The sequence below is a fragment of the Agrococcus pavilionensis RW1 genome, from assembly GCF_000400485.1.
Taxonomy (GTDB): domain Bacteria; phylum Actinomycetota; class Actinomycetes; order Actinomycetales; family Microbacteriaceae; genus Agrococcus; species Agrococcus pavilionensis.
The window spans coordinates 144,534-165,959 of sequence record NZ_ASHR01000004.1 but is presented as its reverse complement, the minus strand read 5'-3'; the positions used below and the strand labels follow the sequence as shown (position 1 = coordinate 165,959).

18 protein-coding genes are annotated in these 21,426 nt (G+C 73.0%); 13 read left to right on the top strand and 5 right to left on the bottom strand.

Annotated elements, in window-relative coordinates:
* Nucleotides 1–65: 65 nt before the first annotated feature.
* From L332_RS17280 to L332_RS17220, 13 genes are all read left to right on the top strand, one after another.
* On the top strand, nt 66–830 hold the full coding sequence (locus tag L332_RS17280) for a LamB/YcsF family protein (RefSeq protein ID WP_021009487.1): 765 nt from the start codon (nt 66–68) through the stop codon (nt 828–830).
* 9 nt (nt 831–839) lie between these two features.
* Nucleotides 840–2,444 (top strand): 5-oxoprolinase subunit B/C family protein, encoded by a 1,605-nt coding sequence (locus tag L332_RS17275; RefSeq protein WP_021009486.1) that lies wholly within the window; start codon nt 840–842, stop codon nt 2,442–2,444.
* Nucleotides 2,429–4,147, top strand: coding sequence for an acetyl/propionyl/methylcrotonyl-CoA carboxylase subunit alpha (locus L332_RS17270; protein ID WP_021009485.1), 1,719 nt, complete (start codon nt 2,429–2,431; stop codon nt 4,145–4,147). Before L332_RS17275 ends, L332_RS17270 begins: the two co-directional genes overlap by 16 nt.
* Before the next feature lie 53 nt (nt 4,148–4,200).
* The gene (gene uvrA, locus L332_RS17265) at nt 4,201–7,077 is read left to right on the top strand and encodes an excinuclease ABC subunit UvrA (RefSeq protein ID WP_021009484.1); all 2,877 of its coding nucleotides are present in this window, start codon (nt 4,201–4,203) and stop codon (nt 7,075–7,077) included.
* Nucleotides 7,074–8,972: an excinuclease ABC subunit UvrC gene (gene uvrC, locus L332_RS17260; RefSeq protein WP_021009483.1), complete on the top strand. Its 1,899-nt coding sequence runs from the start codon at nt 7,074–7,076 to the stop codon at nt 8,970–8,972. The genes uvrA and uvrC overlap by 4 nt, the downstream gene beginning before the upstream one ends.
* Before the next feature lie 13 nt (nt 8,973–8,985).
* Nucleotides 8,986–9,849: an RNase adapter RapZ gene (rapZ, locus tag L332_RS17255; protein WP_021009482.1), complete on the top strand. Its 864-nt coding sequence runs from the start codon at nt 8,986–8,988 to the stop codon at nt 9,847–9,849.
* A 14-nt stretch (nt 9,850–9,863) separates the two neighbouring features.
* Complete coding sequence (gene whiA, locus L332_RS17250; RefSeq protein WP_021009481.1) at nt 9,864–10,844, top strand: DNA-binding protein WhiA; 981 nt, start codon at nt 9,864–9,866, stop codon at nt 10,842–10,844.
* A gap of 92 nt (nt 10,845–10,936) precedes the next feature.
* Nucleotides 10,937–11,560 carry a superoxide dismutase gene (locus L332_RS17245; protein ID WP_021009480.1) on the top strand — a complete coding sequence of 208 codons (624 nt, stop codon included), beginning with the start codon at nt 10,937–10,939 and terminating at the stop codon, nt 11,558–11,560.
* Between the two features lie 75 nt (nt 11,561–11,635).
* Nucleotides 11,636–12,643, top strand: a complete 1,008-nt coding sequence (gene gap / locus L332_RS17240; protein WP_021009479.1) for a type I glyceraldehyde-3-phosphate dehydrogenase — start codon at nt 11,636–11,638, stop codon at nt 12,641–12,643.
* The gene (locus L332_RS17235) at nt 12,643–13,854 is read left to right on the top strand and encodes a phosphoglycerate kinase (RefSeq protein WP_021009478.1); all 1,212 of its coding nucleotides are present in this window, start codon (nt 12,643–12,645) and stop codon (nt 13,852–13,854) included. Before gap ends, L332_RS17235 begins: the two co-directional genes overlap by 1 nt.
* Entirely contained in the window at nt 13,848–14,633 is a 786-nt protein-coding gene (gene tpiA / locus L332_RS17230; RefSeq protein WP_021009477.1) for a triose-phosphate isomerase, read from the top strand. Before L332_RS17235 ends, tpiA begins: the two co-directional genes overlap by 7 nt.
* Nucleotides 14,634–14,737: 104 nt before the next feature.
* The gene (gene secG / locus L332_RS17225; protein WP_021009476.1) at nt 14,738–14,986 is read left to right on the top strand and encodes a preprotein translocase subunit SecG; all 249 of its coding nucleotides are present in this window, start codon (nt 14,738–14,740) and stop codon (nt 14,984–14,986) included.
* On the top strand, nt 14,986–15,342 hold the full coding sequence (locus L332_RS17220; protein ID WP_031223206.1) for an RNA polymerase-binding protein RbpA: 357 nt from the start codon (nt 14,986–14,988) through the stop codon (nt 15,340–15,342). The genes secG and L332_RS17220 overlap by 1 nt, the downstream gene beginning before the upstream one ends.
* A 171-nt stretch (nt 15,343–15,513) precedes the next feature.
* On the opposite strand, the gene pgl is transcribed toward L332_RS17220, so the two are convergent.
* The 5 genes from pgl to tal are packed head-to-tail and all read right to left on the bottom strand — an operon-like array spanning nt 15,514 to nt 21,404.
* Nucleotides 15,514–16,209 (bottom strand): 6-phosphogluconolactonase, encoded by a 696-nt coding sequence (gene pgl / locus L332_RS17215; RefSeq protein WP_021009474.1) that lies wholly within the window; start codon nt 16,207–16,209, stop codon nt 15,514–15,516.
* The gene (locus tag L332_RS17210; protein WP_021009473.1) at nt 16,206–17,144 is read right to left on the bottom strand and encodes a glucose-6-phosphate dehydrogenase assembly protein OpcA; all 939 of its coding nucleotides are present in this window, start codon (nt 17,142–17,144) and stop codon (nt 16,206–16,208) included. The genes pgl and L332_RS17210 overlap by 4 nt, the downstream gene beginning before the upstream one ends.
* On the bottom strand, nt 17,141–18,700 hold the full coding sequence (zwf, locus tag L332_RS17205; RefSeq protein ID WP_021009472.1) for a glucose-6-phosphate dehydrogenase: 1,560 nt from the start codon (nt 18,698–18,700) through the stop codon (nt 17,141–17,143). The genes L332_RS17210 and zwf overlap by 4 nt, the downstream gene beginning before the upstream one ends.
* Complete coding sequence (locus L332_RS17200) at nt 18,697–20,292, bottom strand: hypothetical protein (protein WP_021009471.1); 1,596 nt, start codon at nt 20,290–20,292, stop codon at nt 18,697–18,699. The genes zwf and L332_RS17200 overlap by 4 nt, the downstream gene beginning before the upstream one ends.
* On the bottom strand, nt 20,289–21,404 hold the full coding sequence (tal, locus tag L332_RS17195) for a transaldolase (RefSeq protein ID WP_021009470.1): 1,116 nt from the start codon (nt 21,402–21,404) through the stop codon (nt 20,289–20,291). The genes L332_RS17200 and tal overlap by 4 nt, the downstream gene beginning before the upstream one ends.
* Nucleotides 21,405–21,426 lie beyond the last annotated feature (22 nt).

The following is a 21,426-nucleotide window of genomic DNA, read 5'->3' as shown; positions in this document are numbered from 1 at the left end:
GCTCAAAGAAGCTGAGGCACGTCGCCGAGTCGACGCCCACCCGCCCGATGCCCGAGGATGTCGCCATGCCCACGATCGACCTCAACAGCGACCTGGGGGAGAACGCGCCCGATCGCATCGTCGGGGACGACGCGGCGATGCTGCGCATCGTCTCGAGCGCGAACGTCTCGTGCGGCTTCCACGCCGGCACGCCCGAGGGCATCCGCGCGACCCTCGAGGCGGCCGTCGCGAACGGGGTCACGATCGGCGCGCACCCCGGCTACCGCGACTACGAGGGCTTCGGCCGGCGGCCCGTCGACGTCGAGTCGACGACGCTGCAGGCGCACGTCGAGTACCAGCTGGGCGCGCTGCAGGCGCTCGCGACCGCGGTCGGCGGCCGCGTCGCCTACGTCAAGCCGCACGGTGCGCTCTACAACGCGATCGCGCACGACGAGCGGCAGGCGCGGGACGTCGTCCGCGCCGTCCGAGCCGTCGACCCGTCGCTCGTGCTCCTGTGCCTCGCGGGCGGCGTCGCGCTCCGGGTCGCCGAGCGCGAGGGGCTGCCGACGGCGGCGGAGGCGTTCGCCGATCGCGCGTACGCGCCCGATGGGCTGCTCGTGCCGCGCACCGAGCCGGGCGCCGTCCTGCACGATCCCGCGGCCGTCGCCGCGCGGATGACCCGGCTCGCCCTCGAGGGCGTCGTGCGCGCCGTCGACGGCAGCGACGTCGCGGTCGCGGCCGACTCGATCTGCGTGCACGGCGACAGCGCGGGAGCGGTGGCGATGGCGAGGGCGACCCGATCGGCGCTCGAGGCGGCCGGCGTCGCGATCGCGCCGTTCGCCGGCGCGTGAGGTGACCGGGTGAGGGTGCTGCCCGCGGCCGACACCGCGCTGCTGCTCGAGTCCGCCGACCTCGACGAGTCGATGCGGCTGCTCCCGGCGATCGAGGCGGCGGCGCTCCCTGGCGTGCGCGAGCTCGTGCCCGGTGCGCGCACGATCCTCGTGCGCTTCGACCCGACGCTCATCGCTCCGGTGGTGCTCGCCGAGCGACTGCTCGCGATCGAGCCCACGGCCGCGATCGACGGCGGCGAGCGCTCGGTGACGATCCCGGTGCGCTACGACGGGGACGACCTCGACGAGGTCGCGCGCGTGCTCGGCGCCTCGCCCGAGGAGGTCATCGAGCGCCATCTCGCCGCCGCGTGGAGGGTGGCCTTCACCGGCTTCGCGCCGGGCTTCGGCTACCTCGTCGGGGACGATCCGCGCTTCGACGTGCCTCGCCGGTCCGCGCCGCGCACGCGCATCCCGGCCGGCTCCGTCGCGCTCGCAGGCCGCTACTCCGGCGTGTACCCGAAGGAGAGTCCGGGCGGCTGGCAGCTCATCGGCCGCACCGACGCCGTCCTGTGGGATCTCGAGCGCGAACCGCCGGCGCTGCTCGCGCCCGGCACGGCGGTGCGCTTCGCGCGCGCCGCCCGTGAGCTCGTCGAGGCCGCGCCGGTCGAGCGTCGCCCGCCTCGCGACGCGGAGCGCGCTCGCCATGCGCTCGAGGTCGTGCGGCCCGGGCTGCAGCTGCTCGTGCAGGACCTCGGTCGGCCCGGCCTGGCTGCGCAGGGCGTCTCCGCCTCCGGGGCCGCCGATCGGCGGGCGCTGCGCGAGGCGAACCGCGCGGTGGGCAATCCGCCGCACGACGCGGGCCTCGAGCTCGCGGGCGGCGGCGCGTCGCTGCGCTTCCGCGGTCCCGCGGTCGTGGCCCTCACGGGCGCGCTCGCCGACGCATCCGTCGTCGACACCGAGCGCCCGGATGCCTCCATCCCGGTCGAGCCGGGACGCCCGGTCGCGATCGACGACGGCGACGAGCTGCGCATCGGCGCGGTGCGGGACGGGCTGCGCGTCGTCATCGGCATCCGCGGCGGCATCGCGCTCGACCCGGTGCTCGAGAGCCGCTCGAGCGACACGCTCGCACAGCTCGGCCCCGCCCCGCTCGGGGCGGGCGACGAGCTGCCGCTCCACGGGCCCGCGGCGGGCGCGACGGCCGTCGCGCCGACGGGCGCCCCGCGCGCACCGCTCCCGCGCGCCGGGCAGACCGTCGAGCTGCGCGTCGTGCTCGGCCCGCGCGCCGAGTGGTTCACGGCCGCGGCGCTCGAGACGCTCGAGGCGCAGGAGTGGGAGGTCACGCCGCGCTCCGACCGCGTGGGCCTCCGCCTCGCGGGCGCGATCCCGCTCGAGCGGGCGCGGGACGGGGAGCTCGAGAGCGAGGGCTGCGTGACGGGCGCCATCCAGGTGCCGCCCGACGGCCAGCCGGTGCTCTTCCTGCCTGACCACCCGCTCACGGGCGGGTACCCCGTCATCGGCGCCGTCGTCGACGACGACCTCGACCTCGCGGGGCAGCTGCCGCCGGGCGCCTGCATCCGGTTCCGCGTCGAGCGGCCGCCCACCCACCTCGAGGAGTCGCCATGCAGAAAGTCCTGATCGCCAACCGCGGCGAGATCGCCGTGCGCATCGCGCGCGCGTGCGCCGAGGCGGGCTACCGGTCGGTCGCGGTGTACGCCGACGAGGACGTCGACGCGATGCACGTGCGGCACGCCGACGAGGCGGTCGCGCTCGGCGGCTCGACGGCGGCCGAGACCTACCTCGACGCAGACTCGCTGCTCGCGGCGGCGCGGGCGACCGGCGCCGACGCCGTGCACCCCGGCTACGGCTTCCTCTCCGAGAGCGCCGCGTTCGCCCGGGCCGTCGAGGGCGCGGGGCTCACGTGGATCGGCCCGACCCCCGAGAGCATCGACGCGCTCGGCGACAAGGTCACCGCGCGCTCGATCGCGCGGCGCGTCGGCGCGCCCCTCGTGCCGGGCTCGGACGGGCCGCTCGCCGACGCCGGCGAAGCGGTCGCCTTCGCGCGCGAGCACGGGCTGCCGATCGTGATCAAGGCGGCGTTCGGCGGCGGGGGACGGGGGCTGAGGGTCGCGCGCTCGATCGACGAGGTGGCGGATGCGTTCGAGACGGCCGCGCGGGAGGCCGCCGCGGCCTTCGGTCGCGCCGAGTGCTTCGTCGAGCGCTACCTCGAGCGCCCCCGCCACATCGAGGCGCAAGTGCTCGGCGATGGCCGCGGCGGCGTCGTGGTCGTCGGCGATCGGGACTGCTCGCTCCAGCGCCGCGGCCAGAAGCTCGTCGAGGAGGCGCCCGCGCCCCGCCTCGAGCGCGCGCAGCGCGAGCGCATCCACGAGGCGGCGCGCGCGATCTGCGCCGCGGTCGACTACCGCGGCGCCGGCACGGTCGAGTTCCTGCTCGGCGCCGACGGCACCGCGTCGTTCCTCGAGGTCAACACGAGGCTGCAGGTCGAGCATCCGGTCACCGAGGCCGTCACGGGCGTCGACCTCGTGCGCGAGCAGCTGCGCATCGCGGAGGGCCTCGGCCCCTCGATCGCCGCGACCCCCGAGCCGCTCGGCCACGCGATCGAGCTGCGCATCAACGCGGAGGACCCGGGCCGCGGGTTCCTGCCGAGCCCCGGTCGCATCGCGTCGCTGCGGGTGCCGGGAGGTCCCGGCGTCCACTGGGACGCGGGCGTCGAGGCCGGCGACGCGGTCGAGGCGGCCTTCGACTCGCTCGTCGCGAAGCTCGTCGTGCACGCGCAGGACCGCGACGCGGCGCTCGTGCGGCTCCGCCGCGCGCTCGGCGAGCTCGAGGTGCGGGGCGTCGCGACGATCGCGCCGCTCGCCGAGGCGCTGCTCGACGAGCCGGCCTTCTCGACCGAGGGCCTCGCCGTCTCGACGCAGTGGATCGAGGACGAGCTCATGCCGCGGCTCGAGCCGCAGCTGCGGGCCGCCATCGCGCCCCCGGGCGGGCTCACGCGCGTGCCGATCGAGGTCGACGGTCGCCGCGTCGTGCTCGGGCTCCCGGATGCGCTGCTCGCCGTCGCCGCGCGGGCCGAGCCGGCGTCCTCCCGCGCCGAGCAGCCCGAGGCGGACGGCGCCGTGCGCGCTCCCGTGCCGGGCACCCTCGCGCGCTGGCTCGTCGCCGACGGGGAGCGCGTCGAGGCCGGCCGGGAGGTCGCGGTGCTCGACGCCATGAAGCTCGAGACGCGCGTCGCCGCCGATCGCGCCGGCGCGCTCGAGCGGCTCGTCGCCGAGGGCGCGGTCGTCGCGCTCGACGACCCGATCGCGCGCATCTCCGAGTGAGCCGTCGGCGAACGCCCGGGGCGCGTGTGGGTGGCCGCTCGTAGACTCGTTGGGTGACATCCACCACCACGAGCACTTCAGAGCTGCACGTCCGCGGCGCGCGCGAGCACAACCTCAAGGACGTCGATCTGCGCATCCCGCGCGACTCGCTCGTGGTGTTCACGGGGCTCTCCGGATCGGGCAAGTCGTCGCTCGCGTTCGACACGATCTTCGCCGAGGGGCAGCGCCGCTACGTCGAGTCGCTGTCGGCCTACGCGCGGCAGTTCCTCGGGCAGGTCGACCGGCCCGACGTCGACTTCATCGAGGGCCTGAGCCCCGCCGTCTCGATCGACCAGAAGTCGACGAACCGCAACCCGCGCTCGACGGTCGGCACCATCACCGAGGTGCACGACTACATGCGACTGCTGTGGGCGCGCATCGGCGTGCCGCACTGCCCGATCTGCGGCGAGCGCATCCAGCGGCAGACGGTGCAGCAGATCGCCGACGAGCTCATGGAGCTGCCGGAGCGCACGCGCTTCCAGATCCTCGCGCCGGTCGTGCAGCAGAAGAAGGGCGAGTTCGCCGACCTGCTGCGCAACCTCGTGGCGACCGGCTACTCGCGCGCCGTCATCGACGGCGAGCTCGTGCAGCTCGCCGAGGCGCCCGCGCTCAAGAAGCAGAACAAGCACGACATCGCCGTCGTCGTCGACCGCATGGTCGCCGAGCCCGGCATGCTCTCGCGGCTCACCGACTCGCTCGAGACGGCGCTGCGGCTCGCCGACGGGCTCGCGACGATCGACTACGTCGACCTCGAGGCGAGCGACCCCGCGCGCACGCGCACGTTCAGCGAGAAGCTCTCGTGCCCCAACCGCCACCCCGTCTCGCTCACCGAGATCGAGCCGCGCACGTTCTCGTTCAACGCGCCGTTCGGCGCGTGCCCCGAGTGCACCGGCATCGGCACGAAGATGTCGGCCGACCCCGAGCTCGTGATCGCCGACGAGGCGCTCTCGATCCGCGAGGGCGCGATCCTGCCGTGGACGCAGTCGGGCAAGGGCCTCTACACCTACTTCGAGCGGCTGCTCGCGGGCCTCGCGCGCGAGATGGACTTCTCGCTCGACACCCCGTGGCGCGACCTCGAGCCTGAGGTGCGCCAGGTCGTGCTGCACGGCACCGAGGGCAACGTCATGGTGCAGTGGCGCAACCGCTACGGCCGGCAGCTGAAGTACGCGACGGGCTACGAGGGCGTCATGCCCTACATCCAGCGCAAGCACGAGGAGGCCGACAGCGACTGGGTGCGCGCGAAGCACGGCGAGTTCCTGCGCGAGGTCCCGTGCCCCGAGTGCGGCGGCGCGCGGCTCAAGCCCGAGGTGCTGAGCGTGCTCGTGCACGGCTCGTCGATCGCGACGGTCTCCGACATGAGCCTCGACGACGCCCACGCCTACATGGAGGGCCTCGACCTCGACGAGCGGGAGGCGACGATCGCCGCGGCGGTGCTGCGCGAGATCCGTGCGCGACTCGACTTCCTCATCCGGGTCGGGCTCGGCTACCTCTCGCTCTCGCGCGCGGCCGCGACCCTCTCGGGCGGCGAGGCCCAGCGCATCCGTCTCGCCACCCAGATCGGCGCGGGCCTCACGGGCGTGCTCTACGTGCTCGACGAGCCGTCGATCGGTCTCCACCAGCGCGACAACCGCAAGCTCATCGGCACGCTCGAGGCGCTCCGCGACCTCGGCAACACCCTCATCGTCGTCGAGCACGACGAGGACACCATCCGCACCGCCGACTGGATCGTCGACATCGGCCCCGGCGCGGGGGAGCGGGGCGGCGAGGTCGTGCACTCCGGCGGCTTCGAGGAGCTGCTCGAGCACCCGACGTCGCTCACCGGCAAGTACCTCTCGGGGCGCGAGTCGATCCCGACGCCGACCGAGCGCCGGCCCGTCGACCCCGAGCGGATGCTGCGGGTCGAGGGCGCGCGCGCCAACAACCTCAAGCACATCGACGTCGAGATCCCGCTCGGCGTGTTCGTCGCCGTCACCGGCGTCTCGGGCTCGGGCAAGTCGACGCTCGTGAACGACATCCTCCACAAGGTGCTCGCGAACGCGCTCAACGGCGCCCGGCAGGTGCCGGCGCGGCACACGCGCGTCACGGGCCTCCACCACCTCGACAAGGTCATCCACGTCGACCAGGGCCCGATCGGGCGCACGCCGCGCTCGAACCCCGCGACCTACACGGGCGTGTTCGACAAGATCCGCAACCTCTTCGCCGAGACGGCGGAGGCGAAGGCGCGCGGCTACCTCGCGGGCCGCTTCTCGTTCAACGTCAAGGGCGGCCGCTGCGAGGCGTGCATGGGCGACGGCACGCTCAAGATCGAGATGAACTTCCTGCCCGACGTCTACGTCGAGTGCGAGGTGTGCCACGGGGCGCGCTACAACCGCGACACGCTGTCGGTGCACTACAAGGGCAAGTCGATCGCCGACGTGCTGCAGATGCCGATCGAGGAGGCGGCCGAGTTCTTCGCGCCCATCTCGTCGATCCACCGCTACCTCAAGACGCTCGTCGACGTCGGCCTCGGCTACGTGCGGCTCGGGCAGTCGGCGACGACGCTCTCGGGCGGCGAGGCGCAGCGCGTCAAGCTCGCGACCGAGCTGCAGCGGCGCACGTCGGGCCGCGCGATCTACGTGCTCGACGAGCCGACGACCGGACTCCACTTCGACGACGTGCGCAAGCTCCTCGAGGTGCTCGACGGGCTCGTCGAGAAGGGCAACACCGTGCTGACGATCGAGCACTCGCTCGACGTCATCAAGAGCGCCGACTGGGTCATCGACCTCGGCCCGGAGGGCGGCTCGGGCGGCGGCACGATCGTCGCGACCGGCACGCCCGAGGAGGTCGCCGAGGTCGAGGCGAGCCACACGGGAGCGTTCCTCAAGGAGATCCTGGGCGCGGGAGTGCGATGACCGGGGCACGCGCGCCGCGCACCGTCCCCTACAAGCCGGCGCCCGGGACGATCCCGACCGCACCCGGCGTCTACCGGTTCCGCGACGAGCACGAGCGCGTGCTCTACGTCGGCAAGGCGAAGAACCTGCGCCAGCGGCTCTCGAACTACTTCCAGCCGCTCGAGGCGCTCCACGAGCGCACGCGCCGCATGGTGCTCACGGCCGTGCGCGTCGAGTGGACGATCGTGGCGAGCGAGTTCGAGGCGCTGCAGCTCGAGTTCACCTGGATCAAGGAGTACGAGCCGCCCTTCAACGTGCAGTTCCGGGACGACAAGTCGTACCCGTACCTCGCGGTGACGATGGGCGAGGACGTGCCGCGCGCGCTCATCACCCGCAACCGCGGCATGCGCGGCGCGCGCTACTTCGGCCCGTACACGAAGGTGTGGGCGATCCGCGAGACGCTCGATCTGCTGCTCAAGGCCTTCCCGATGCGCTCCTGCAGCCAGTCGGTGTACGACCGGGCCGAGCGCTCGGGGCGCCCGTGCCTGCTCGGCGACATCGGCAAGTGCTCGGCGCCGTGCGTCGGGCGCGTCACGCACGCCGAGCACCGCGACATCGCGCGCGACCTCGTCGCGTTCATGAACGGCGGCGACCAGGAGTTCGTCGATCGCGTGCGCGAGGAGATGCAGCGCGCGAGCGCGAGGCTCGAGTTCGAGCGCGCCGCGCGGCTGCGCGACCAGCTCGCCGCGCTCGAGTCGGTGCTCGAGCGCACGAGCGTCGTGCTCTCCGACCACGTCGACGCCGACGTGTTCGGCCTCGTGCACGACGAGCTGAGCGCCGCTGTGCACCTGTTCGCGGTGCGCGGCGGCCGCATCCGGGGCACGAAGTCGTGGGTCGTCGACACCGAGATCGACCTCGACGACAGCGAGCTCGCGACGCAGATCCTCCGGATCGCCTACGACGAGGGCGACCCGCCCGCGCGCGAGGTGCTGCTGCCCAAGCAGCCCGATGCCGTCGCCGAGGTCGAGGCGTGGCTCACCGACCGCCGCGTCGACCACGGCTTGAGCGGCCGCGTCGAGGTGCGGGTGCCGCAGCGCGGCGAGAAGCGCAAGCTCGCCGACTCGGCGACCGTCAACGCCGCGCACGCGCTGCAGGTCGCGCGCACGAAGCGCACGAGCGACTACGTCACGCGATCCCAGGCGCTCGCCGACCTGCAGGAGGCGCTCGGCATGGCCGAAGCGCCGCTGCGCATCGAGTGCTTCGACGTCTCGCACCTCGGCGGCCAGGGCGTCGTCGCCTCGATGGTCGTCTTCGAGGACGGCCTGCCGCGCAAGGACCAGTACCGCAGGTTCGCGATCGCCCAGACGACCGACGACACCGACTCGATCCACCAGGTCATCACCCGCCGCGCGAAGTACCTCGTCGAGGGCGACCCCGACGCGGCGTCGACCCGCTTCGCCTACGCCCCGCAGCTGCTGCTCGTCGACGGCGGCCGGCCGCAGGTGCAGGCGGCGAAGCGCGCGCTCGACGAGCAGGGCGTCACGGGCGTCGCGCTCGCCGGCATCGCGAAGCGGCTCGAGGAGCTGTGGCTGCCGGACGACGAGTTCCCGGTCATCCTGCCGCGCTCGAGCGAGGCGCTCTACCTCGTGCAGCGGCTGCGCGACGAGGCGCACCGGGTCGCGATCAGCTACCAGCGGCAGAAGCGCTCGAGCGCGATCCAGTCGCAGCTGAGCGGCATCCCCGGCCTCGGCCCCTCGCGCGTGCGCGCGCTGCTCAAGCACTTCGGCTCCGCGAAGCGCGTGCGCGCCGCGTCCCCCGACGAGCTGCGCGAGGTGCCGGGCGTCGGCCCCGCGCTCGCCGAGGCCATCGCTCGCGCTCTGCGCGCCGATACGATGGAGGCCGACACGCGAGGGTGAGGAACGGCAGGCTGTGAACGCGAGAGAGATCGTCATCATCACCGGCATGTCCGGTGCAGGACGCACGACGGTCGCGAACGCGCTCGAGGACCTCGGCTGGTTCGTCGTCGACAACCTGCCGCCGAGCATGCTGCGCACGCTCGTGCGCACGGCCGCGGCGGGCGACGCGACCGAGGCGAAGCTCGCCATCGTCGTCGACGTGCGCGGCGGCGTGCTCTTCGACGACGCGAAGCGCTTCGTCGAGATGCTGCGCAACGAGCACTCCGTGCGCGTGCTCTTCCTCGAGGCGAGCGACGCCGAGCTCGTGCGCCGCTACGAGCAGGTGCGCAGGCCGCACCCGCTGCAGGGCGACGGGACGATCCTCGACGGCATCCGCATGGAGCGCCACCGGCTCGAGCCGCTGCGCGGCATGGCCGACCAGCTGCTCGACACGACGGGCCTCAACCCGCACCAGCTCACGACGCGCGTGGGGGAGCGCTTCGCTCCCGGCGGCGAGCTCGAGGTCGTGCTCACCGTCATGAGCTTCGGCTTCAAGTACGGCCTTCCGGTCGACGCCGACCTGATCGCCGACATGCGCTTCCTGCCGAACCCCTTCTGGAACCCCGACCTGCGCGGCCACAACGGCACGGAGGAGGTCGTCTCCGACTTCGTGCTCGAGCAGGAGGGCGCGCGCGAGTTCGCCGATCGCTACGTCGAGGCGCTCGAGCCGGTGCTCGCGGGGTTCGCGCGCGAGAACAAGCTGCACGCCGTGCTCGGCGTCGGCTGCACGGGCGGCAAGCACCGCTCGGTCGCGATGGCGCAGTACCTCGCCTCGCGCCTGTCGGGACAGCCCGGCGTGCGCGTCGCGGTCAAGCACAGGGATCTGGGACGCGAATGACGAGAGGAACCGGCGTGACACTGACCGACGACGTCAAGGAGGAGCTCGCGCGCGTGCGCGTGACGCGACCCCAGACGAAGGCGGCGGAGGTCGCGACCCTGCTGCGCTTCGCGGGCGGGCTGCACGTGATCTCGAACCGCGTCGCGGTCGAGAGCGAGCTCGACTCCGCGGCCGCGGCGCGCAGGCTCGCGCGCAGCATCCTCGAGCTCTACGGCGTCAAGGCCGAGATCGCCCGCATCTCGTCGTCGTCGAGCCGCTCGAGCGGCGCGTACCTCGTGCGCGTCATCGCGGAGGGCGAGACGCTCGCGCGGCAGACGGGCCTCATGGATGCGCGGCGCAAGCCCGTCCGCGGGCTCCCGAACAAGGTCACGACCGGCTCGCTCGAGGACCTCGCGGGCGTGTGGCGCGGCGCGTTCCTCGCCCAGGGCTCGCTGTCGGACCCGGGCCGCTCGGCCGCGCTCGAGATCGCGTGCCCCGGCAACGAGGCCGCGATGGCCCTCGTCGGCGCGGCCGGCCGGCTCGGCGTACCGGCGAAGTCGCGCGAGGTGCGCGGCGCGCACCGCGTCGTGATCCGCGAGGGCGAGCCGATCTCGCGGATGCTCACGACCATGGGGGCGCTCGACACCGTGCAGGCGTGGGCGGAGCTGCGGCAGCGCCGCGAGGTGCGCGCGACCGCGAACCGGCTCGTCAACTTCGACGACGCGAACCTGCGCCGCAGCGCCCAGGCCGCCGTCGCCGCGTGCGCGCGCATCGAGCGGGCGCTCGACATCCTCGGCCCCGAGGTGCCCGAGCACCTCGCGTACGCCGGCCGGCTGCGGCTCGAGCACCGCGACGCGAGCCTCGACGAGCTCGGCCACCTCGCCCAGCCGACGATGACGAAGGACGCGGTCGCGGGGCGGATCCGGCGGCTGCTCGCGATGGCGGATCGAGCCGCGCAGGAGCGGGGCATCCCGAGCACCGAGGACGCGGTGCCGGACGACATCGACGACGTCTGAGCGGGTCGCGCGGGCCCTGCTCGCGATCAGGCCGCCGTGGATAGGATCGGGTCGACCCATCGGCGCGCGCAGCGCGCAGAGAGGAGCCAGCCATGGCCGTCTACACCCTGCCGGAGCTGCCGTACGACTACGCGGCGCTCGAGCCCCACATCTCGGCGAAGATCATGGAGCTGCACCACAGCAAGCACCACAAGACCTACGTCGACGGCGCGAACACCGCGCTCGAGAAGCTCGCCGAGGCGCGCGACTCGGGCGACCTCGCGAACGTCAACAAGCTCGAGAAGGACCTCGCCTTCAACCTCGGCGGGCACACGAACCACACCGTCTTCTGGAACAACCTCTCCGGCGACGGCGGCGGCGAGCCCGAGGGCGAGCTGCAGGCCGCGATCGCCGAGTTCTTCGGCGACTTCGCCAAGTTCCAGGCGCACTTCACCGCGAACGCGACGGGCATCCAGGGCTCGGGCTGGTCGGTGCTCGCGTGGGACTCGATCGGCGCGCGCCTCAACGTCTTCCAGCTCTTCGACCAGCAGGGCAACGTGCCGGTCGGCACGCACCCCGTGCTCATGCTCGACATGTGGGAGCACGCCTTCTACCTCGACTACCTCAACGTCAAGGCCGACTACGTCAAGGCGTTCTGGAACATCGTCAACTGGCAGGACGCGCAGGCGCGCTTCGAGGCCGCCCGCACGCAGACCTCCGGTCTGATCCTCCGCTAGCGAATCGTCACCCCGTGACGGGGACCCCGGGCACGCGCCCGGGGTCCTCCACCCGACAGGCAGGAACCCCAACCCATGACACTGAAGGTCGCCATCAACGGCTTCGGCCGGATCGGCCGCAACTTCGTCCGTGCAGCGCTTGCCCAGGGCGCTGACATCGACATCGTCGCGGTCAACGATCTCACCGACAACGAGACCCTCGCCCACCTCCTCAAGTACGACTCGGTCGCCGGACCGATCGACTCGACCGTCACCTTCGACGAGGGCACGATCACGGTCGGCGACGACCAGCTGCGCGTGCTCGAGGAGAAGGACCCGTCGAAGCTCCCGTGGGGCGAGCTCGACATCGACGTCGTCATCGAGTCGACCGGCCGCTTCACGAAGGTCGAGGACGCATCCGCCCACATCGCCGCCGGCGCGAAGAAGGTCATCCTCTCCGCGCCCGCGAAGGGCCCCGCCCCGACGTTCGTGATGGGCATCAACCACGAGGACTACAACCCCGAGACCGACCACGTCATCTCGAACGCCTCGTGCACGACGAACTGCCTCGCCCCGCTCGCGAAGGTCTTCCACGAGTCGTTCGGCATCGAGCGCGGGCTCATGACGACCGTGCACGCCTACACCGCCGACCAGAACCTGCAGGACGGGCCGCACAAGGACCTCCGCCGGGCGCGCGCGGCGGCGCTCTCGATCATCCCGACGAGCACGGGCGCGGCGAAGGCGATCGGCCTCGTCATCCCCGAGCTCAAGGGCATCCTCGACGGCTACGCGCTGCGCGTGCCGACGCCCACCGGCTCGATCACCGACCTCACGGTCACGACGCGCGACGGGCTCACGGTCGACGAGATCAACGCCGCCTACCGCGCGGCCGCCGAGTCGGGCCCGCTCAAGGGCTACCTGCAGTACACCGAGGACCCGATCGTGTCGGCCGACATCATCGGCAACTCGTTCTCGTCGATCTTCGACTCCGGCCTCACGCGCGTGATGGGCGACCAGGTCAAGATCTCCGCGTGGTACGACAACGAGTGGGGCTACTCCTGCCGCCTCGTCGACCTCGCCGAGCACGTGGGCTCGCAGCTCTGATGACCCTGCGCACGCTCGACTCGCTCGGCGACCTCGCCGGCAGGACCGTCCTCATCCGGTGCGACTTCAACGTGCCGCTCGCGGACGGCCGGATCGCCGACGAGGGCCGCATCGTCGCGTCGCTGCCCACCCTTCGCGCCCTGCTCGAGCAGGGCGCGAAGGTGGTGGCGATGTCGCACCTCGGCCGGCCGAAGGGCGAGCCCGACCCGCAGTACTCGCTCGCGCCCGTCGCGGAGCGGCTCGGCGAGCTGCTCGACGCGGAGGTCGCCTTCGCCGCCGACACGGTGGGGGAGGACGCGCAGCGCGTGCGCATCGGGCTCGAGGACGGGCAGCTCGCGCTGCTCGAGAACCTGCGCTTCGACCCGCGCGAGACGAGCAAGGACGCGACCGAGCGGGCGACCTTCGCGGCGGAGCTCGCCGCGGGCGCCGACGCCTTCATCTCGGACGGCTTCGGCGTCGTGCACCGCGAGCAGGCGAGCGTGTTCGAGGTGGCCCAGGCGCTCCCGAGCGCCGCGGGCCTGCTCGTGCAGCGCGAGCTCGAGGTGCTCTCGCGCCTCACCGAGTCGCCCGAGCGGCCGTACGCGGTCGTGCTCGGCGGCTCGAAGGTGAGCGACAAGCTCGGCGTCATCGAGCACCTGCTGCCGCGCGTCGACCGCCTGCTCATCGGCGGCGGCATGCTCTTCACCTTCCTCGCCGCGAAGGGGCTCGGCGTCGCGTCGAGCCTCCTCGAGGAGGACCAGGTCGAGCGCGTGCGCGGCTACATCGCCGACGCCGAGCAGCGGGGCGTCGAGCTGCTGCTGCCGACCGACGTGGTCGTCGCCGAGCGCTTCGCCGCCGACGCCGAGCACGAGACCGTCGCGGCCGACGCCATCGAGTCGTCGCGCTTCGGCGGCGCCGGCATCGGCCTCGACATCGGCCCCGAGACGGCGGCGGCGTTCGCCGAGGCCATCCGCGGCTCGCGCACCGTCTTCTGGAACGGGCCGATGGGCGTGTTCGAGATGGATGCGTTCGCGGCCGGCACGAAGGCGGTCGCGCAGGCGCTCACCGAGACCGACGGCCTCGCGGTCGTCGGCGGCGGCGACTCCGCCGCCGCCGTGCGGCAGCTCGGCTTCGACGACGACGCGTTCGGCCACATCTCCACAGGTGGCGGCGCGAGCCTCGAGTTCCTCGAGGGATCCCGACTGCCCGGACTGGAGGTCCTCGGATGGTGAACCGCACGCCGCTCATCGCTGGCAACTGGAAGCTGCACAACGATCACCTGCAGGCGATCGCGCTCGTGCAGAAGCTCGCGTGGACCCTGCAGGACGCGCGGCACGACCACGCGGCCGTCGAGGTCGCCGTCTTCCCGCCGTTCACCGACCTGCGCAGCGTGCAGACGCTCGTGTCGGCGGAGAAGTTCGAGCTGCGCTTCGGCGCCCAGGACGTCTCCGAGCACGACTCGGGTGCGCACACGGGCGAGGTCGCCGCATCCATGCTCGCGAAGCTCGAGTGCTCCTACGCCATCGTCGGGCACTCCGAGCGCCGGCAGGATCACGGCGAGAGCTCCGCGCTCGTGGGCCGCAAGGCCGCGGCGGCCGTGCGCCACGGCGTGACGCCGATCATCTGCGTCGGCGAGACCGAGGCTGACCTCGAGCAGCACGGCGCCTCGGCGGTGCCGGTCCAGCAGCTGCGCGAGGCGCTCGCCGAGCTGCCGGCCGCGGGCGAGATCGTCGTCGCGTACGAGCCGGTCTGGGCGATCGGCTCCGGCAAGGCTGCGACTGCCGAGCAGGCGCAGCAGGTCGCGCACGCGCTGCGGCAGACGATCGCCGAGGTGCGAGGCGACGAGGCGGCCGCGAGCACGCGCATCCTCTACGGCGGCAGCGTGAAGTCGGGCAACATCGCCGGCTTCATGCGCGAGCCCGACGTCGACGGCGCGCTCGTGGGCGGCGCGAGCCTCGACGCGGCGGAGTTCGCGGCGATCGCGCGCTTCCAGCACCACGTCGGCACCTGACGCCGACGCGTCGGCCGACCGCCGCGGGAATCCCTGCGGTAGGATGCTCGTTGGACTTCTCGTGGGCGGGCGTCGCCCGAGCCACGAAACCGGAAAGAGGGCTAGTGGAGATTCTCCAGATCATCATGCAGGTGATCCTCGGCGTCACATCCGTGCTGCTGACGCTGTTCATCCTGCTGCACAAGGGCCGCGGCGGCGGCCTGTCCGACATGTTCGGGGGCGGCGTCGGCTCGTCGCTCGGCTCGTCGGGCGTGGCGGAGCGCAACCTCAACACCATCACCGTCGCCGTCAGCCTGACGTGGGTCGCATCCATCGTCGTGCTCGGCCTCATCACCAAGTTCGCGGGGATCTGATGGCTTCCGGAGGCAGTGCGATCCGCGGCTCGCGCGTCGGCGCGGGCCCCATGGGCGAGCAGGACCGGGGCTTCCACGCCGAGCGCGTGGCGGTCTCCTACTGGGACGCGATGGGCAACGAGACGGTCCGCTACTTCGCGGCCGACCTGCCCGAGGACGAGATCCCCGAGGTCATCGACTCGCCGTCGACCGGGCTCCCGGCAGGCCGCGACAAGGACAACCCGCCGCAGGTCGCCAAGAACGAGCCGTACAAGACGCACCTCGCGTACGTGAAGGAGCGCCGCACGCCCGAGGAGGCGGCGGAGCTGCTCGAGGAGGCGCTGCAGAAGCTGCGCTCCGCCGAGGGCCGCGGCTGACGCCGAGCACGCACAGCGATCCAGCGGCCGTCCTGCTCAGGCAGGGCGGCCGCTCTCGCGTCTCCGCGCCCGTCTGCGCCGAGTGGCGCCTCCCGCACGTGAGCGCCTCCCGCATCTGAGTGGCGCCTCCCGCATCTGAGTGGCGCCCGCAGGCGCCACTCGGTGGCTGCGCTACAGCTGCGACGCCGCCTCGGCGTCGAGGTGCATGAGCGTCTCGCGCCGCCCCGCGACGCCCACCGCGGGCGCCTCGGCGACGTCGGCACCGCCGAGCACACGAGCCACGGCATCCGCCTTGTCCGCACCGGCGACGACGAGCCACACCCGGTCGGATGCGTTGATCGCGTCGAGCGTGAAGCTCAAGCGCTCGGGCGGGGGCTTGGGGGAGTCGCGCACCGCGATCACAGCCGACCCCGCGGCGTACACCCCGGGCAGTCCGGGGAAGAGCGAGGCGACGTGCGCGTCGGGCCCCATGCCGAGCAGCGTGAGGTCGATCGGGCCGAGCTCGCGCAGCATCGCTGTCGCCGCCTCGGCCGCTCCGTCGAGCGAGCGGCCGTCGGCCGCGGGCAGCTCGCGCACCTGACCGCCCGGGATCGCGATCCGGTCGATGAGCGCCGCGCGCGCCTGCGTCGCGTTGCGCTCGCTCGAGCCGGCCTCGACGAAGCGCTCGTCGCTCCACGTGAGCGTCACGCGCGCCCAGTCGACCGGTCGCTCGGCGAGGGCCCCGAGCAGCTCCGTGCCGACCGATCCGCCCGTGAGGGCGATCGTCGCGCGGCCCTGCCGCTCGACGAGCTCGGCGATGAGCGACTCGAGCGAGTCGGCGACGGCCGCGACGAGCCCTGCGCGGTCCTCGTGCACGACGGGCTTCATGCCGCCTCCTCGAGCGTCGAGGCGAGCACCTGGCGGTACATGTCGTCGGGCGCGAGCTTGCGCAGCTCCTCCGCGAGCTGGTCCTCGAGCCCGCGCGTCGACAGCGCGACGTGGTGCTCGGGCTGCCCGGGCTGGCGCAGGATGCCGACGGAGTCGCGCACGCGCGTGAGCGACGACTCTCCGCTCGAGCGGTGCAGCTCGACGGCGTGCAGGCCGCTCGAGCCGGTCGGCGTATCGCCGGCCTCGACCTTCTCGATCGGCACCCGCAGCCGCAGCTGCAGCCACGCCGCCATGAGGTGCACGCTCGGGTTGCCGAGGTCGCCCGAGACGACCCCGCCGTGCACCGGCTCGAACGGCGGCTGGTCGAGGAGCGCCGCGAGGTGGGCGCGCCAGTTCGTCAGCCGGGTCCACGCGAGGTCGGTGTCGCCGGGCCGGTAGCAGCCCGCGAGCGTGAGGATCGCCGCGTGCGGGTCTGCCTGCTTGCCCGAGTCGGTGATGCGGCGCTGCGAGATCTGCCCGAGCTGCGACGCCGAGGGCGTCTCGGGCATGAAGCTCGGCCACCACGCGACGACGGGGGCGTCGGGCAGCAGCAGCCCCTGCACGATGCCGAGCAGGTGCGAGCCGAGCTCGCCGTAGCACTGCAGCAGCACGACCTCGCTCGCGCCCGCGTCGGCGCCGACGCGCAGCTCGGCGTCGAGCCGCGGCTCCTCGTCGGCGTTCACGTGGTCGGGGTTGCGGGAGACGACGATGACGCGCATCGGGTGCTCGCGCGAGGCCTGGTTGGCGGCGCGGATCGCCTCCTCCTCGCCGCCGATCTGCGTGTGGATGACGAGCGTGAGCACGCGGCCGAGGGCGACGACGCCGCCCTCCTCGCGGATCTCGAGCATCCGCCGCTGCACCTCGGCGGTCGTCGTGCGGGAGAGTCGGATGATCACGGTCGCCTCCAGTGCCGTCCGTCGCGGGCGAGCAGCTCGTGCGCGCTCCGCGGTCCCCACGAGCCCGGCTCGTACTGGTCGACCGGGCCGCCCTGCGCCTCCCAGTGCTCCTCGATCGGGTCGAGGATCCTCCAGGAGAGCTCGACCTCCTCGTGCCGCGGGAAGAGCGGCGGGTCGCCGAGCAGCACGTCGAGGATGAGGCGCTCGTACGCCTCGGGGCTCTCCTCGGTGAAGGCGTGGCCGTAGCCGAAGTCCATCGTCACGTCGCGCACGTGCATCCCGGGCCCCGGCACCTTCGAGCCGAAGCGCATCGAGACGCCCTCGTCGGGCTGCACGCGGATGACGAGCGCGTTCTCGCTCATCGTGCGGATGTCCGACTCCTCGAAGAGGTACTGCGAGGCCCGCTTGAAGACGATCGCGATCTCGGTGACGCGGCGGCCCAGGCGCTTGCCGGCCCGGAGGTAGAACGGCACGCCCGACCAGCGGCGCGTGTCGACCTCGAGCTTGATCGCGGCGTAGGTCTCGGTCGCGGAGTCGGGCCGCATGCCGTCCTCCTCGAGGAAGCCCTTCACGAGCGTGCCGCCGTGCCAGCCGGCGTCGTACTGCCCGCGAGCGCTCGAGTGCTCGAGCGGGAGCGGCACCCGCGCCGCGCGCAGCACCTTCTCCTTCTCGACCCGCAGGTCGGCGGCGTCGAACGAGACCGGCTCCTCCATCGCGGTGAGCGCGAAGAGCTGCAGCAGGTGGTTCTGGATGACGTCGCGCGCCGCGCCGATGCCGTCGTAGTAGCCGGCCCGGCCGCCGACGCCGATGTCCTCCGCCATCGTGATCTGCACGTGGTCGATGTGGTTGGCGTTCCAGATCGGCTCCCACAGCGCGTTCGCGAAGCGCAGCGCGAGGATGTTCTGCACCGTCTCCTTGCCGAGGTAGTGGTCGATGCGGAAGACGCTGTCGGCGGGGAACACCGACTCGACGACCTGGTTGAGCTCGCGCGCCGACGCGAGGTCGTGCCCGAACGGCTTCTCGATCACGACGCGCCGCCAGCGGTCGCCCTCGGCCTCCGCGAGCCCGGAGCGCTTGAGCTGCTGCGTCACGAGCGGGAACGCGTTCGGCGGGATGGAGAGGTAGAAGGCGTGGTTGCCCATCGTGCCGCGCGTGCGATCGAGCTCGGCGAGCACCTCGGCGAGCCGGTCGAACGCCGCGTCGTCGTCGAAGTCGCCCTGCACGAAGCGGATGCCCTCGGCGAGCTGCCGCCACACCGACTCGCGGAAGGCGGTGCGGGCGTGCTGCTGCACCGACTCGCGCACCATGCGCGCGAAGCCCTCGTCGTCCCAGTCGCGACGGCCGAAGCCCACGAGGCCGAATCCCGGCGGCAGCAGGCCGCGGTTGGCGAGGTCGTAGACCGCCGGCAGCAGCTTCTTCCGCGCGAGGTCGCCCGTGACGCCGAAGAACGTCATGGCGTTCGGACCGGGGATGCGCGTGAGGCGCTGGTCGGACGGGTCGCGCAGCGGGTTCCGGCCCGCCGCGATCGTGACGGCGTCGGCCGTCGCGACGGTCATCGGCGAGCGGCGGCGAGGAGCCGGTCGAGCCCCTCGTCGAGGTCGTCGAGCGTGAGGGTCAGCACGGGCCGGCCGTGCTCGGCGAGCACGCTCGCGTCGCCCGAGGCCTGCGCCTGCAGCAGCTGCCCGAAGGTGAACGGGCGGCCGGGGATCTCGAGGTCCTCGTGCGGCTGCCCGAGCAGCTGCAGGAACACCCCGTTGGGCGTGCCGCCCTTGTGGTACTGCCCGGTCGAGTGCAGGAAGCGCGGGCCCCAGCCGAACGTCACCGGCCGGCCCGTGCGCGCCGCGAACGCCGCGCGCAGGCGCTCGAAGCGCGGCTGCCCGATGCGGTCGAGGTAGGCGTGGATCGCGAGGTAGCCCTCGCCCGTGAGCTGGGCGAGCAGGGCGTCGACGGATGCCTCGACCGAGTCGTGCACGACACCGGCGGTGCCGCGCAGCTCGATCCCCGCGTCGACGTGCTCGGCCGCCGCCGGCGGCTCGAGCGCGTCGAGCAGGCCGCGCGCGGCGACCTTCGCCGACTCGACGTCGGGCTGGTCGAACGGGTTGATGCCGAGCAGCCTGCCCGCGACGGCGGTCGCGAACTCCCAGACGAGCAGCTGCGCGCCGAGCGTGCCGGCCACCTCGATCTCGCCGGGCTCGACGTGCTGCGCCTCGCGCGCGGAGCCGACGAGGCGCACGACCTGCACGTCGGCGAGGCCCGCGGAGAGCTCGGGCGCGTCCTTCTCGAGCACGACCGGCAGGATGCCGACGCCGTCCTTGCCCGTCGACTCGGCGATGAGCTGCTCGGCCCAGTCGCCGAGCCCGACGATGTGGGTGCCGTCGGCGACGATCGCGAGCTTGTCGCGGAGCGGTCGCGTGCCGGCGATCGCCGCGGCGAGGCGGAGCCCCGGGTTGTCGTCGGCGTCCTCGCTGATCTCGGGCAGCGCCGCGATCGCCTCGTCGAGCAGCGAGCGCACGTCGACGCCCGCGAGGCCCGAGGGCACGATGCCGAAGGCGGTGAGCGCCGAGTAGCGCCCGCCGACGTTCGGGTCGGCGTTGAACACGCGGTAGCCGGCGCGACGCGCGTCCTGGTCGAGCGGCGAGCCCGGGTCGGTCACGACGATGATCCGCTCGACGGGATCGATCCCCGCGTCGCGGTAGGCCTGCTCGAACGCGCGCCGCTGGCTGTCGGTCTCGAGCGTCGAGCCCGACTTCGACGAGACGACGAGCGCCGTGCGCGCGAGGCCGTCGCGCAGCGCGCGCCGCACCTGGCCCGGCTCGGTCGAGTCGAGCACCGTGAGGTGCACGCCAGCGGTGCGGGTGATGACCTCGGGCGCGAGCGACGAGCCGCCCATGCCGGCGAGCGCGATGCGGTCGACGCCGCGCTGCCGCAGCTGCTTGCGCAGCGCCTCGATGTCGTCGACGAGGCCGGCGCTCGACGCCGCGGCGTCGACCCAGCCGAGCCGCACGGAGGCCTCGGCCTCGGCGGCCTCGCCCCACAGCGTCGCGTCGCCCGAGACGAGCCGGCCCGCGACGCCGTCGACGACGAGCTGCGGCACGACCCGCTCGATCGCCTCCTGCGCCGCGCCGGAGGCCGTGATGATGAAGGTCACGCTCCCGCTCCCGCCTGCTCGAGGTGGCCGCGCACGGTCTCGACGAGCTCGGCCCACGACGCGTCGAACTTCTCGAGGCCCTCGGTCTCGAGCAGCTCGACGACCTCGGTGTAGGAGACGCCGAGGCGCTCGAGCGCGTCGAGCACCGCATCCGCCTCGTCCCCGCGGCCCGAGACCCGGTCGCCCTCGATGCGCCCGTGGTCGGCGACCGCCTCGAGCGTCTTCTCCGGCATCGTGTTGACGGTGTGCGGCGCGACGAGCTCGGTGACGTAGAGCGTGTCGGGGAGCGACGGGTCCTTGACGCCCGTGGACGCCCACAGCGGCCGTTGCGTGTTCGCGCCGGCCTCGAGCAGCGCCTTCGCGCGCTCCGAGTCGAACGACTCCTGCCACACGCGGTAGGCGAGGTGCGCGTTCGCGAGCCCGGCCTTGCCCTTGAGCGCGCGCGCCTCCTCGGTGCCGATCGCGTCGAGCCGCTTGTCGATCTCGCTGTCGACGCGCGAGACGAAGAACGACGCGACGGAGTGGATCTTCGACAGGTCGAGCCCCGCCTGCTGCGCGCGCTCGAGGCCGGTCAGGTAGGCGTTGATGACGTCGCGGTAGCGCTCGAGCGAGAAGATGAGCGTGACGTTGACGCTGATGCCCGCCGCGATCGTCGCCGCGATCGCCTCGAGGCCCTGCTGCGTCGCGGGGATCTTGATGAGCACGTTCTCGCGGTCGACGAGGCGGTGCAGCTCGGCGGCCTGCGCGACGGTGGCCTCGGTGTCGCGCGCGTGGCCCGGGTCGACCTCGATCGACACGCGCCCGTCGAAGCCGTCGGTGGATGCGTAGAGGTCGGCGAAGAGGTCGCACGCGTCGGCGACGTCGCGCGTCGTGAGCGCCGTGATGACCTCGTCGACGCTCGCGCCGTCGGCCGCGAGCTCGTGGATCGCCGCCTCGTACGACTCGCCCTTCGCGATCGCGTTCGCGAAGATCGTCGGGTTGGTCGTGACGCCGACGACGTCGCGCTCGGTGATGAGCGCTGCGAGGGTGCCGCTGTCGATGCGCTCCCGGGAGAGGTCGTCGAGCCAGATGCTGACGCCCGCCTCGGAGAGCGCCCGGGTGTTCTCGTTCATGTCCTTGCCTCCTGCCGGCCCG

Coding starts and splice junctions, on each gene's coding strand:
- pgl (WP_021009474.1), bottom strand. CDS start 16,209: ATGAAGCCCGTCGTGCACGAGGACCGCGCAGGGCTCGTCGCGGCCGTC.
- zwf (WP_021009472.1), bottom strand. CDS start 18,700: ATGACCGTCGCGACGGCCGACGCCGTCACGATCGCGGCGGGCCGGAAC.
- tpiA (WP_021009477.1), top strand. CDS start 13,848: ATGGTGAACCGCACGCCGCTCATCGCTGGCAACTGGAAGCTGCACAAC.
- uvrC (WP_021009483.1), top strand. CDS start 7,074: ATGACCGGGGCACGCGCGCCGCGCACCGTCCCCTACAAGCCGGCGCCC.
- L332_RS17270 (WP_021009485.1), top strand. CDS start 2,429: ATGCAGAAAGTCCTGATCGCCAACCGCGGCGAGATCGCCGTGCGCATC.
- gap (WP_021009479.1), top strand. CDS start 11,636: ATGACACTGAAGGTCGCCATCAACGGCTTCGGCCGGATCGGCCGCAAC.
- L332_RS17245 (WP_021009480.1), top strand. CDS start 10,937: ATGGCCGTCTACACCCTGCCGGAGCTGCCGTACGACTACGCGGCGCTC.
- L332_RS17220 (WP_031223206.1), top strand. CDS start 14,986: ATGGCTTCCGGAGGCAGTGCGATCCGCGGCTCGCGCGTCGGCGCGGGC.
- L332_RS17235 (WP_021009478.1), top strand. CDS start 12,643: ATGACCCTGCGCACGCTCGACTCGCTCGGCGACCTCGCCGGCAGGACC.
- L332_RS17280 (WP_021009487.1), top strand. CDS start 66: ATGCCCACGATCGACCTCAACAGCGACCTGGGGGAGAACGCGCCCGAT.
- tal (WP_021009470.1), bottom strand. CDS start 21,404: ATGAACGAGAACACCCGGGCGCTCTCCGAGGCGGGCGTCAGCATCTGG.